The organism is Lysinibacillus sp. FSL H8-0500 (genome assembly GCF_038051955.1).
In the GTDB taxonomy this organism is placed as follows: Bacteria; Bacillota; Bacilli; order Bacillales_A; family Planococcaceae; genus Lysinibacillus; species Lysinibacillus macroides.
The window spans coordinates 4,653,506-4,666,091 of record NZ_CP150292.1; the positions used below are offsets into that span (position 1 = coordinate 4,653,506).

The 12,586-nt window shown below is 38.8% G+C and carries 14 protein-coding genes and 2 other annotated features (1 of these 16 only partly in view); all 14 genes read right to left on the reverse strand.

What is annotated here, in order from left to right; genetic code table 11:
* Position 1: 1 nt before the first annotated feature.
* Entirely contained in the window at positions 2-3,577 is a 3,576-nt protein-coding gene (rpoB, locus tag MHB44_RS22460; protein WP_341300945.1) for a DNA-directed RNA polymerase subunit beta, read from the reverse strand.
* Positions 3,578-3,818: 241 nt separating this feature from the next.
* Positions 3,819-4,421 (reverse strand): methyltransferase, encoded by a 603-nt coding sequence (locus tag MHB44_RS22465; RefSeq protein WP_341300946.1) that lies wholly within the window; start codon positions 4,419-4,421, stop codon positions 3,819-3,821.
* Between the two features lie 78 nt (positions 4,422-4,499).
* The gene (gene rplL / locus MHB44_RS22470) at positions 4,500-4,862 is read right to left on the reverse strand and encodes a 50S ribosomal protein L7/L12 (protein WP_341300947.1); all 363 of its coding nucleotides are present in this window, start codon (positions 4,860-4,862) and stop codon (positions 4,500-4,502) included.
* 73 nt (positions 4,863-4,935) lie between these two features.
* Entirely contained in the window at positions 4,936-5,436 is a 501-nt protein-coding gene (gene rplJ, locus MHB44_RS22475) for a 50S ribosomal protein L10 (RefSeq protein ID WP_341300948.1), read from the reverse strand.
* Between the two features lie 32 nt (positions 5,437-5,468).
* Positions 5,469-5,615, reverse strand: a sequence feature (ribosomal protein L10 leader region).
* 51 nt (positions 5,616-5,666) lie between these two features.
* Positions 5,667-6,365: a 50S ribosomal protein L1 gene (gene rplA / locus MHB44_RS22480; RefSeq protein ID WP_341300949.1), complete on the reverse strand. Its 699-nt coding sequence runs from the start codon at positions 6,363-6,365 to the stop codon at positions 5,667-5,669.
* Between the two features lie 116 nt (positions 6,366-6,481).
* Positions 6,482-6,907 carry a 50S ribosomal protein L11 gene (rplK, locus tag MHB44_RS22485; protein ID WP_004233593.1) on the reverse strand — a complete coding sequence of 142 codons (426 nt, stop codon included), beginning with the start codon at positions 6,905-6,907 and terminating at the stop codon, positions 6,482-6,484.
* A 229-nt stretch (positions 6,908-7,136) separates the two neighbouring features.
* Positions 7,137-7,670: a transcription termination/antitermination protein NusG gene (nusG, locus tag MHB44_RS22490; RefSeq protein WP_341300950.1), complete on the reverse strand. Its 534-nt coding sequence runs from the start codon at positions 7,668-7,670 to the stop codon at positions 7,137-7,139.
* A gap of 331 nt (positions 7,671-8,001) precedes the next feature.
* The gene (gene secE / locus MHB44_RS22495) at positions 8,002-8,187 is read right to left on the reverse strand and encodes a preprotein translocase subunit SecE (protein ID WP_053997217.1); all 186 of its coding nucleotides are present in this window, start codon (positions 8,185-8,187) and stop codon (positions 8,002-8,004) included.
* Positions 8,188-8,234: 47 nt separating this feature from the next.
* Complete coding sequence (rpmG, locus tag MHB44_RS22500) at positions 8,235-8,381, reverse strand: 50S ribosomal protein L33 (RefSeq protein ID WP_341300951.1); 147 nt, start codon at positions 8,379-8,381, stop codon at positions 8,235-8,237.
* Positions 8,382-8,459: 78 nt separating this feature from the next.
* The gene (sigH, locus tag MHB44_RS22505; RefSeq protein WP_341300952.1) at positions 8,460-9,107 is read right to left on the reverse strand and encodes an RNA polymerase sporulation sigma factor SigH; all 648 of its coding nucleotides are present in this window, start codon (positions 9,105-9,107) and stop codon (positions 8,460-8,462) included.
* A 68-nt stretch (positions 9,108-9,175) separates the two neighbouring features.
* Positions 9,176-9,688, reverse strand: coding sequence for an NYN domain-containing protein (locus MHB44_RS22510; protein WP_341300953.1), 513 nt, complete (start codon positions 9,686-9,688; stop codon positions 9,176-9,178).
* A 2-nt stretch (positions 9,689-9,690) separates the two neighbouring features.
* Positions 9,691-10,443, reverse strand: coding sequence for a 23S rRNA (guanosine(2251)-2'-O)-methyltransferase RlmB (gene rlmB / locus MHB44_RS22515; RefSeq protein ID WP_341300954.1), 753 nt, complete (start codon positions 10,441-10,443; stop codon positions 9,691-9,693).
* The gene (locus MHB44_RS22520) at positions 10,443-10,862 is read right to left on the reverse strand and encodes a Mini-ribonuclease 3 (protein WP_341300955.1); all 420 of its coding nucleotides are present in this window, start codon (positions 10,860-10,862) and stop codon (positions 10,443-10,445) included. Before MHB44_RS22520 ends, rlmB begins: the two co-directional genes overlap by 1 nt.
* A 5-nt stretch (positions 10,863-10,867) precedes the next feature.
* Positions 10,868-12,268 (reverse strand): cysteine--tRNA ligase, encoded by a 1,401-nt coding sequence (gene cysS, locus MHB44_RS22525; RefSeq protein WP_341300956.1) that lies wholly within the window; start codon positions 12,266-12,268, stop codon positions 10,868-10,870.
* 249 nt (positions 12,269-12,517) lie between these two features.
* Positions 12,518-12,586: a binding site (T-box leader), on the reverse strand (it continues 151 nt past the right edge of the window).

Genomic DNA, 12,586 nt, shown 5'->3' on the forward strand with positions numbered 1-12,586 from the left:
ATTATTCAAAAGACTCTACTGGCTCTTCTTCTGTATCTGGCTGTGGTGCGATATTAAGTGCATCAGCAGGTTGAAGATCCTCTTCTTCATCTAAATCACGAAGTTCTACCTCTTCATCATTAACTGTTAACATCTTAACATCCATACCAAGCGATTGAAGTTCTTTAATCAATACTTTGAATGATTCCGGAACACCTGGTTCTGGTACACTCTCACCTTTAACGATGGCTTCATATGTTTTCACACGACCAACAACGTCATCGGATTTAACTGTTAAGATTTCTTGAAGTGTATAAGCAGCACCATAAGCTTCAAGTGCCCATACCTCCATTTCACCAAAACGTTGTCCACCAAATTGCGCTTTACCACCAAGTGGTTGTTGCGTAACAAGTGAGTAAGGACCAGTTGAACGTGCATGAAGTTTATCATCAACCATGTGAGCAAGTTTGATCATATACATGATACCTACTGATACACGGTTATCGAATGGTTCACCAGAACGTCCATCATACAGGATTGTTTTACCATCACGGTTCATCCCAGCTTCTTCCATTGTTTCCCAAACGTCTTCTTCATTAGCACCATCAAATACTGGTGTTGCCATATGAACGCCTAGATAACGAGAAGCCATACCTAAGTGTAACTCTAAAACTTGTCCGATATTCATACGGGAAGGTACACCAAGTGGATTTAACATGATATCAACAGGCGTGCCATCTGGCATAAATGGCATATCTTCTTCTGGTAAGATACGAGAGATAACCCCTTTGTTACCATGACGTCCGGCCATTTTGTCCCCAACACGAATTTTACGTTTTTGAACAATGTAAGCACGAACTAATTGGTTAACACCTGGTGGTAATTCATCGCCATCTTCACGGTTAAATACTTTAACATCAAGAATGATACCGCCAGCACCATGTGGTACACGTAATGAAGTATCTCGAACCTCACGAGCCTTTTCACCGAAGATTGCATGTAATAAACGCTCTTCAGCGGTTAATTCTGTAACCCCTTTAGGCGTTACTTTCCCAACAAGAATGTCACCGTCACGTACTTCCGCACCAATACGGATAATACCACGTTCGTCTAGGTTACGAAGTGCATCTTCTCCGACGTTTGGAATATCACGAGTGATTTCTTCTGGTCCAAGCTTTGTATCACGAGATTCTGATTCATATTCTTCGATATGAACAGATGTATAGACATCGTCTTTTACAAGGCGCTCACTCATAATAACAGCATCCTCATAGTTAAAGCCGTTCCAAGTCATGAATGCAACCAGTACGTTACGTCCAAGAGCTAGTTCGCCTTTTTCCATTGATGGACCATCTGCTAAAATATCACGAGGTTTCACACGTTCGCCTACTTTTACAAGTGGACGTTGGTTATATGAAGTACCTTGGTTAGAACGAATGAACTTCTGTAATTTATATTTTGTTAAATCGCCTTTAACCTCTTTGCCGTCTACAACTTCAATGCGGCGTACATGGATAGAGCGAGCTTCAACGTGCTCAACAATACCATCATACTTCGCTACTACAGCTGCACCTGAATCACGCGCATCAACATGTTCCATACCCGTACCAACGAATGGTGCTTCTGGGTTAAGTAGTGGAACTGCTTGACGTTGCATGTTGGCACCCATAAGTGCACGGTTTGAGTCATCGTTTTCTAAGAACGGTATACATGCAGTCGCTGCAGAGACAACTTGTTTAGGAGATACATCCATGTAGTCCATTTGCGCTTTACTGAATACCGTGTTATCACCACGGAAACGACCTACTACTTCATCATTAGCAAAAGTACCATCTGGATTTAATGATGAATTTGCTTGTGCTACATAGTAGTTATCTTCTTCATCAGCTGTTAAATAATCAATCTGATCTGTCACTTTGCCCGTTTCATGGTCAATACGACGATAAGGTGTCTCAATGAAACCAAATTTATTTACCTTGGCAAATGAAGATAAGGAGTTGATTAAACCAATGTTTGGACCCTCTGGTGTCTCAATCGGACACATACGACCATAGTGAGAGTAGTGAACATCACGTACTTCGAAACCAGCACGCTCACGTGTTAAACCACCAGGTCCTAAAGCAGATAGACGACGCTTATGCGTTAACTCCGCTAATGGGTTTGTTTGGTCCATGAATTGTGATAATTGTGAGCTTCCGAAGAACTCTTTAATTGACGCAATAACAGGACGAATATTAATTAACTGTTGTGGCACAATAGAAGCCGTATCGTTAATAGACATACGTTCACGTACTACACGTTCCATACGAGATAGCCCGATACGGAATTGGTTTTGTAGTAACTCACCAACAGAGCGCAGGCGACGGTTACCTAAATGGTCAATATCATCCGTTGACCCTACATGGTAAAGGAGGTTGAAGAAATAGCTTACTGAAGCTAAAACATCAGCAGGCGTAATATTTTTCACTTCTTCTTCAATGTACGCATTACCAATAATATTAATTTCCTTTTGTGCTTCATCATTCGGTGCATAAATTTTAATAGATTGGATGGTTACATCATCCTCAAGCACCCCACCAACCTGTGATAAAGTACGGTAACCAATACCTTTTGAAGCATCTTCAAGGTAAGGTAAAATTTTATCTAAAGTACGACGGTCAAGCACTGTACCTTTTTCTACTAAAATTTCGCCTGTTTCTGGATCTACAAGCGTTTCAGCAATCGTTTGGTTGAATAAGCGATTTTTGATATGAAGCTTTTTATTCATTTTGTAGCGACCAACATTCGCTAAGTCATAGCGTTTTGCATCGAAGAAACGAGAATATAATAAGCTCTTCGCACTTTCAACTGTTGGCGGCTCACCTGGACGTAAACGCTCATAGATTTCTAAAAGTGCTTTTTCTGTACTTTCAGAGTTATCCTTCTCTAACGTATTACGTAAATATTCATTATCACCAATAATATCGATAATTTCTTGGTCTGAGCCAAAGCCTAATGCACGAAGTAACACTGTTACAGGTAGTTTACGTGTACGATCAATACGTACGTATACTACATCCTTAGCATCCGTTTCATACTCTAGCCATGCACCACGGTTTGGAATAACTGTAGCGCCAAAACCTTTTTTACCGTTTTTATCAGTTTTATCATGGAAATATACACTTGGTGAACGAACTAATTGTGAAACGATAACGCGTTCAGCACCATTGATAATGAACGTCCCTGTTTCTGTCATTAACGGGAAATCACCCATAAAGACATCTTGTTCTTTCACTTCGTCTGTTTCTTTGTTGTAAAGACGCACTTTCACACGTAATGGAGCTGCGTAAGTAACATCTCGCTCTTTACATTCATCAACATCATATTTAGGATCACCCAATGAATAATCGATGAATTCTAATGAAAGATTACCTGTAAAGTCCTCGATCGGTGAAATGTCACGGAACATTTCACGTAAACCTTCTTCAAGGAACCACTCGTAAGACGCCGTTTGAATCTCAATCAGATTTGGAAGCTCAAGCACCTCTTTAATACGCGCAAAGCTTCTACGCTGGCGGTGTTGTCCGTACTGAACTAGTTGACCTGTCAACTCATTCACCCCTCAATAAAGCGATATTAGGTCTTTGCAAAATCATACAAATAGTGTATGATTTCGAAAGACAAAAAGAAAACGAGTCTTCAAAAAGATCTCATTTTCGGTTAACTAAACTTATCTTGGCAAGTATACCCATATTAAAACATTTTTATACAAAAGGGCATACGACCTCAAAATAATATTTTTGCATTTTACCATATTATCATAGCCGTATTGTCAAGTCAATAAATTATACATATTTCATTTATTTTTTTGCGCGTACTATCCAGTACCCTTTTTTCTTCTCTACAACATCGACTGTTGAAAATTTTTCTTCTAAGTAACTAACTGTTGATGGCGCTCCTTGCTTTTTCTGAATAACTACCCACAGCTCACCAGATGATACTAATTGATCATAGGCTCCATCATAAAAACGGAAAATTGTTTCCTTCCCTGCACGAATTGGTGGATTCGTTAAGATAGCTGCGGCTTTTACACCTTTATCAGCCATCGATAGGCCGTCACTCACAAATATTCGCACATTTTGAACACCGTTTACTTGCGCATTTTTTTGTGAAAGCGCAACTGCACGTTCATTTATATCCATCATAAAAACGGTACGGTCTGGATTTGCTTTGGCAATTGATAACCCTATCGGCCCATATCCACAACCTACATCAAAAATTGCACCATCAATATCAGGCATTTGAAAAGCGTCTATTAAAACACGGGATCCAAAATCTACTTCGCTTTTACTAAATACACCTGCATCCGTTTCAAAGGAAAACGTATGCCCTAGTAACTTAAATGTCCAGTGACGAGGTTTACTCTCAGTTTGAGGCTTATTTGTATAATAATGATCTGACATTTCCACGCCTCCTCAGAATGAAGAAAAAAGCTCGCCAAAATGACGAGCTTTCCTTTTGTTAAAAAAGTAATGGTGAGATTACTTAACTTCTACAGATGCGCCAACTTCTTCAAGTTTAGCTTTGATTTCTTCAGCTTCATCTTTAGAAATACCTTCTTTAAGAGCTTTAGGAGCGTTATCTACAACTTCTTTAGCTTCTTTAAGACCTAAACCAGTGATTTCACGAACCACTTTGATTACTTTAATTTTTTCTGCACCAGCAGCTGCTAATACTACATCGAACTCAGTTTTTTCTTCAGCAGCGCCAGCAGCACCACCAGCAACTACTGCTACAGGAGCAGCAGCTGTTACACCGAATTCTTCTTCGATAGCTTTTACTAAATCGTTTAATTCAAGAACTGTCATAGCTTTGATAGCTTCTAAGATTTGCTCTTTATTCATTATAATTTCCTCCTAAGTTGGATAAGGTTTTATTTTTGTGGACTATGCCACAGAAGCGTTAGTGCGAATTATATTACGCGCCTTGTTCTTCTTTTTGTTCTGCAACAGCTTTTGTTGCAAGTGCGAAGTTACGCACTGGAGCTTGAAGTACAGATAAAAGCATAGAAAGTAGACCTTCGCGTGATGGAAGTTCTGCAAGTGCTTTAACATCTTCAACAGAAGCAACTGTACCTTCAATAATACCAGCTTTAATTTCTAAAGCTTCGTTTTTCTTAGCGAACTCGTTGATGATTTTAGCAGGCGCTACAACATCTTCATTTGAGAACGCAATTGCGTTAGGACCAACTAATACTTCATTGATTCCTTCGAGACCAGCAGCTTCAGTAGCACGACGAGTTAAAGTGTTTTTGTAAACTTTAAACTCAACGCCAGCTTCACGAAGTTGTTTACGAAGCTCAGTTACTTGTGCAACATTAAGACCACGGTAATCCACAACTACTACAGAAGTAGCGTTTTGGAATTTTTCAGTAATCTCTTGAACTTGTACTTGTTTGTTTTCGATTGCTTTGCTCATGATGACACCTCCTATTAGAATGGGTCATTTATACCGACAAAAGAAAAGCCTCTGGGTCAAATAGACACAGAGGCTGAAAGTCATCATCTTTAAAATAAGAATCTGAATTCCGATGTCCTCGGTAGGAACATTAAGTGACAAGTCACTCCTACTGTCTACGGTACAAATGGATAATTCACAACAGCGTTTATATTATCACATATAAATACTGTAGTCAACATATATATAAATTATTTTACTACTACGTTAGCAGCATCCACTTTTACAGCAGGGCCCATTGTAGTTGTAATATTTACAGATTTCATGTAAGTACCTTTAGCTGCTGCAGGTTTTGCTTTTTGTACTACATCAAAAACAGCTAAGAAGTTTTCTGCTAATTTTTCTGCTGGGAAAGAAACTTTACCAATAGGAGCATGAATAATACCAGCTTTATCAGCACGGTATTCTACTTTACCAGCTTTGATTTCTTCGATAGCTTTTGTTACATCAAAAGTAACTGTACCAGTTTTAGGGTTTGGCATTAAGCCCTTAGGTCCTAATACACGACCAAGCTTACCAACTTCCCCCATCATGTCAGGAGTTGCTACGATTACATCAAAATCGAACCAACCTTGTTGGATTTTTTGGATGTACTCTGCATCGCCTACATAATCAGCACCAGCTGCTTCTGCTTCTTTAAGTTTTTCACCTTTTGCGAACACTAATACACGTTGAGTTTTACCAGTACCGTTTGGTAGCACTACTGCACCACGGATTTGTTGGTCATTTTTACGAGTATCAATACCTAAACGGAAAGCAACTTCTACAGTAGCGTCGAAGTTTACTGTGCTAGTTTTTTGAGCAAGTTCGATTGCTTCTTGTGCACTGTATAGTGCGTTACGATCAATTAATTTTGCTGCATCTTGCAGTTTTTTACCTTTTTTAGCCATTATATAATTCCTCCTTGATTGTGGTTATAACGGATTTTACCTCCCACGAATAAAGGTTGCGTGTTCACAAAGAAACTTCGCAACCTTCCAAAAAACAATACATCAAGTAATTGGTATTAGTCTTCGATAACAATACCCATGCTACGCGCAGTACCCTCAACCATTAACATAGCAGCTTCCACTGAAGCAGCGTTAAGGTCTGGCATTTTAGTTTCAGCGATTTCGCGAACTTTGTCACGTTTAACCGTTGCCACTTTTTTACGGTTTGGTTCACCAGATCCTGATTGGATACCAGCTGCTACTTTAAGTAGAACTGCTGCAGGTGGAGTTTTTGTAATGAAAGTGAAAGAACGGTCCTCGAATACTGAAATTTCAACTGGAATAATAAGACCAGCTTGATCAGCAGTACGTGCATTAAATTCTTTACAGAATCCCATGATATTCACACCTGCTTGACCTAATGCAGGACCAACCGGTGGAGCTGGGTTAGCTTTACCAGCAGGGATTTGAAGTTTTACAACTTTAATAACTTTTTTAGCCACGAGACACACCTCCTTAAGTCCGTGATGTGGTAATTGGGTTGCCCCTCCCACTCAATATCTGTCTGTCAGCTAGTGCCGATAACATTAAAATTATCATTACAGACGTCAAAACAAAGTATGACAGTCTGACCTATGAAATGATACCACTTTTGAAATCTTTAAGCAAGTAGTAATTAACAAAATCTGCGAAATATCTACCACTTGGCGAATCGCGATTCTGTTACGAAAACTATAATTTTTGAACTTGTTCAAAGTTTAGCTCCATAATCGTTTCACGGCCAAACATATCAACCGTCACTTTTATTTTGCCTTTTTCTGTGTCAATTTCTTCAACACGTCCTTGGAAATGAGCAAATGGCCCTTCTAATACTTCCACTGATTCACCAACAGTAATGTCCACTTCTACAACTTTATCAGTCATACCCATTTGTTGCAGTAGTCGATCCGCTTCTTCCGGTAATAAAGGTGTTGGTTTTGCTCCTCCACCAGATGAACCGATAAAGCCCGTAACACCAGGCGTATTTCGTACTACATACCAAGAGTCATCAGTCATGATTAACTCTACTAACACATAACCAGGGAAAACTTTACGCATCATTGTACGCTTTTTCCCATCCTTCATTTCTGTTTCTTCATGTTCAGGAACAATTACACGGAAGATTTTATCTTGCATGCCCATTGTCTCTACACGCTTTTCTAGGTTTGCTTTTACACGGTTTTCATACCCTGAATACGTATGAACAACATACCAATTTTTCTCCATAACTATTAGGACTTCTCGTCCGTCCCTCCCTTACAAATAAAAGTGAAAATGAATCGTGATATGCTGCTCTCACTCTTTTCCACAAGTATCTCATTCGATTAAATACAGCCCTTGCTCACTAGCTAGCAAAAGCACGATGCTCTATACCAAATCTAGCATTGTCATCTATTGCTACCACCATACTCTCTAGTTAGTAGCATATTTATCGTAAACGAGAATCATTTACTGCCCTTCACTCCATCTATTTGCCATGAAGATCGAACAAACGAAAAAACCCGTTATTGCATTGGACGGGCTATTTCAAAAATATTAACATGCTATTTACTAAAGTTTATAAATCTAAGTACCAGCGGAATAATGATGAAATACCTAAGTCAACTAACACAAAAAACAGAGCCATCACCACGACTGTGGAAATTACAACGACTGTATATTTCGTCAGCTCTTTACTTTTTGGCCAGCTCGTTTTGCGCATTTCCGACATTACATTGCTTAAAAAGCCTTTGATCTTGCCCATTCTAGCCTAACCTCCAAATAATTATATCCGTCTATTTACATATCATTTTATAGTGTTTGTTTATGCACTGTATGTTCATTGCAATGGGTGCAAAATTTCTTTAATTCAAGGCGTACAACAGAACCTTCTTTAGCCTGAAATGTGTAATTTCTCGATCCGCATTTTTCGCAATTTAGCACGACTTTTTTTGCCAATACAATCACCTTTTTCGGCACTTTATCTTTTTAAGACTAACACCTACATTTGTCAATGTCAATAAAGGCCTATATCCACTAAAACATTTCTTCAAGCACTAAATGGCGTTCTAATTTACGTTTTACCCGTTGCAATGCATTATCGATAGATTTTACATGACGATTTAGTTTTGCAGAAATTTCATGATAGGACTGACCATCTAGGTATAAAGCTAAAACTTGACGTTCTAATTCACTTAAAATTTCACTCATCTTTTCTTCCAAGTACCCAAATTCTTCTCTATGAATCATTAATTCTTCTGGATCATCCATAATAGCGCCTGTTAATACATCCATTAGCGTCCGATCTGACTCTTCGTCAAAGATAGGCTTGTCCAAAGAAATATAGGAATTGAGTGGTATATGCTTTTGCCTGGTTGCTGTTTTAATGGCCGTAATAATCTGTCTTGTAATACATAGCTCCGCAAAAGCTCTAAAAGATGCCAACTTATCTCCCTTAAAATCACGAATCGCTTTATATAAACCGATCATGCCCTCCTGCACAATGTCTTCTTTATCTGCTCCGATTAAGAAATAGGACCTTGCCTTGGCTCTTACTAACAGACGATATTTTGTAATTAAATAATCCAACGCATCTGTATTACCTTGATGCACCATTTCAATAAGCTCTTCATCATTGAATTGTTCAAAATCTTTTGCCACTTTTACAATGCTATTTTTAAACATGGTATCACCTCAGTTACAACAGATAATTAGGAACAGTATAACGGAATTGGAAAATATGCGTCAATCAATCATTTCAAGCCTCGTCGCCATTTTTCGAAAGCCAGTGCAACATCTGGCTTTAATTCGATACGAGAAGGTGGCTTACTTTCTTGCTTACGCTTTACATCATGCGAAATTTTATGCTGAATAATATTTATTTCAATTTCTAGCTCTCTAGCTGATTTGCGTAGAGCGCCATTACCAAAAATCACACTTTGCTCTGCCATATCAGATGTTGCTACATGAATTTGGACATTCCTCGCTTTTAATTCATGCGTCATTTTTTCAATACGCTCATCTGCTGTTTCATTTTTTCGAGTATAAATGACTTCTACATCATTTTCTATATAAGCTTGCTCAATGCCAGATACAAGATGTGCATCAAAAACGATAATTACACGCCAGCCCATAGCTGCCTTATACTCAGCCATCAGTTCAATTAATCTTCTGCGCGCATCTTCAAAATTTGTATCGCGTAATGGCCGTAGTTCCTTCCAAGACCCAATCATATTATAGCCATCAACAAGCAAAATGGTTTTCATTGTTACTCATTCGCTTCTTGACGCTTACGATACACTTCATACATTAAAAGCGCTGCAGCAACTGAGGCGTTTAGTGATGTAACATGCCCTATCATTGGTAAATGGTATAAAAAATCGCATTTCTCTTTTAACAAGCGACTCATGCCCTTGCCTTCACTGCCAATAATAATCGCTAAGGGTAATGTTGCATCCATTTCTCGATAGTCAGCAGAGCCTTTTGCATCAGTACCAGCAATCCATATACCTCGTTCTTTTAATTCATCGACTGTTTGAGCAAGATTATTCACACGTACAACTGGCACATGTTCAATAGCACCCGTGGATGCCTTTGCTACTACAGCCGTTAAACTTACTGAACGACGTTTTGGAATAATGATACCATGCACACCAATTGCATCAGCTGTTCTCATAATTGAGCCTAGGTTATGTGGGTCCTCTAGTTCATCTAAAATTAGAAAAAAAGGATCCTCCTGTTTTTTGACCGCTGCTGTAAATAAATCCTCAAGCTCAGCATATTTATATGCAGCAACAGCAGCAACAATTCCTTGGTGATTTGCACTTGATAATTGATCGACTTTCTTTTTCGGTACAAATTGAACAATAATACCACGTTCACGTGCTAAATCTAGCAATTCATTGATACCCGATTTTTTGACGCCTTCTGCAATCCATACTTTATTCATATCACGACCTGAACGAAGTGCCTCTAATACTGGGTTTTTACCAGCAATGATTTCACCATTTTGTTCTACCATTATTTTAACACTCCTTTCGATTCCTCGATTATTTGAATAGCATATGCAATAATTTCATAGACGCGTTCTAGTTCATTTAATAAATACAAACTACCAAGCACCGCCTCAAAGCCTGAGCTATTACGATAAGTTTGAACATCTGTATTTTTCGGTACAGAGCCCGATTTGGCATTGCGTCCGCGACGGAACACAGCCAACTCCTCCTCTGTTAAATAACATTCATCCATCATACGATGTACAATCAAAGACTGTGCTTTTGCTGATACGTAGTTCGTTGCCTCTCGATGAAGTGTATTTGGTTTAACTCGGCCCGAGCGCAGTAAATGCTCACGCACCTTTTGTTCTAGCACGGCGTCACCCATATAGGCTAACGCCAGTGCATTTAATTGCTTAATATCTTCATTACGAAGTTTATCCAAGTTACTTACCCTCGTTTCCATCTAGTTCCTTGTCGCGTATCCTCTAAAATGATACCTTGTGCTTGCAAATGGTCACGAATCTCATCAGAACGAGCAAAATCACGGTTTTTACGTGCCTCTACGCGCTCTTGTAGTAATGCGTCAATTTCTTCATCTAATAGCTCTTCCTCTTTTACAAATTCAATACCTAAGACGTCACCTAGTACCTCAAAAGTTTCAATAAAGCTTTCCAATACTTTTTTGCAAGTATTTGTTTCGTTCAAATAAATGTTAGCAATACGTGCTAGCTCAAATAATACTGAAATAGCGTTAGCTGTATTAAAATCATCATCCATCGCCTCTTCAAAGAGTGCTTTTTGATCAGCAATTTTGCTTAGCCATTCTTCTGTATGATCGCCTAGGCTTACCGTCGTCGTTAAACGATACTTAACATTGTTGTAGGCTGTACGAATGCGCTCTAAACCAGCTGCCGCTGCCTCCACCAAATCTTTTGCAAAGTTAATTGGATGACGATAATGAACCGAAAGCATAAAGAAACGTAACGTTTGAGGATCAATTTGCTTACGAATATCATTGACCAAAACAAAATTTCCAAGAGATTTAGACATCTTTTCATTATCAATATTAATATAGCCATTATGCATCCAATAACGTGCAAATGTTTTATCATTATGTGCCTCTGATTGAGCAATCTCATTCTCATGATGTGGGAAGGTTAAATCCTGCCCGCCAGCATGAATATCGATAGTATCTCCTAAATGTTCACGAGCCATGACAGAGCATTCAATATGCCAGCCAGGACGACCCGCTCCCCAAGGGCTTTCCCAGCGAATTTCGCCCGGCTTAGCCGCTTTCCATAATGCAAAATCCAATGCGTCGTCTTTTTTCTCACCCGCTTCAATACGAGCGCCAATTTTTAAATCATCCACTGATTGATGTGATAATTTACCATAACCATCAAATTTACGCGTGCGGTAATAGACATCACCAGCAGATTCATACGCATAGCCTTTAGCAATTAACACTTTAATAAATTCAATAATATCATCCATATGCTCTGTTACGCGTGGATGAACATCTGCCTTTTTGCAGCCTAATGCTGTCACATCTTCAAAATAGGCAGCAATAAAACGCTCTGTTAATTCATTTACTTCTTCGCCCAGCTCATTTGCTGCTTTAATAATTTTATCATCTACATCTGTAAAATTTGAGACAAACTTCACATCATAGCCTTTATATTGGAAATATCGACGTACTGTATCATAGACAATGACAGGGCGAGAATTCCCAATATGGATATAGTTATAGACAGTCGGCCCGCAAACATACATTTTCACTTTGCCTTCTTCTAGTGGTACAAAGGTTTCCTTTTGTCTTGTTAATGAGTTAAAAATTTGAATACTCATTGTGTTCCCCTCTCCTTCTAAATATTTAATTTCTTTACTAATCTACCTACCATATTCTGATGATCTAGCCTTCTCCCCATTTTATCAGGAATTTGACAACTGTAGTATGGGTGGTACTTCTTTTAAAACAACCACATCCCTATCAGTTACAGGTAATCCTGAGATGCTCCACGCATCTTATCACTTAAATTTCTATACCTCCTTATGTTCGTAAAATAAAAAAACGCCCCTATCATCCCCAAAAGGAATGACAGAGACGCCTAATTTGCGTGGTTCCACTCTGATTGAAGGCAAAAAACCTTCCACTCTGGACGTTCT

Coding starts and splice junctions, on each gene's coding strand:
- rlmB (WP_341300954.1), bottom strand. CDS start 10,443: ATGGTAGAACAAAATGGTGAAATCATTGCTGGTAAAAACCCAGTATTA.
- rplA (WP_341300949.1), bottom strand. CDS start 6,365: ATGGCTAAAAAAGGTAAAAAACTGCAAGATGCAGCAAAATTAATTGAT.
- MHB44_RS22510 (WP_341300953.1), bottom strand. CDS start 9,688: ATGAAAACCATTTTGCTTGTTGATGGCTATAATATGATTGGGTCTTGG.
- nusG (WP_341300950.1), bottom strand. CDS start 7,670: ATGGAGAAAAATTGGTATGTTGTTCATACGTATTCAGGGTATGAAAAC.
- rplJ (WP_341300948.1), bottom strand. CDS start 5,436: ATGAGCAAAGCAATCGAAAACAAACAAGTACAAGTTCAAGAGATTACT.
- secE (WP_053997217.1), bottom strand. CDS start 8,187: ATGGGCAAGATCAAAGGCTTTTTAAGCAATGTAATGTCGGAAATGCGC.
- rplL (WP_341300947.1), bottom strand. CDS start 4,862: ATGAATAAAGAGCAAATCTTAGAAGCTATCAAAGCTATGACAGTTCTT.
- MHB44_RS22465 (WP_341300946.1), bottom strand. CDS start 4,421: ATGTCAGATCATTATTATACAAATAAGCCTCAAACTGAGAGTAAACCT.
- sigH (WP_341300952.1), bottom strand. CDS start 9,107: ATGTTTAAAAATAGCATTGTAAAAGTGGCAAAAGATTTTGAACAATTC.
- cysS (WP_341300956.1), bottom strand. CDS start 12,268: ATGAGTATTCAAATTTTTAACTCATTAACAAGACAAAAGGAAACCTTT.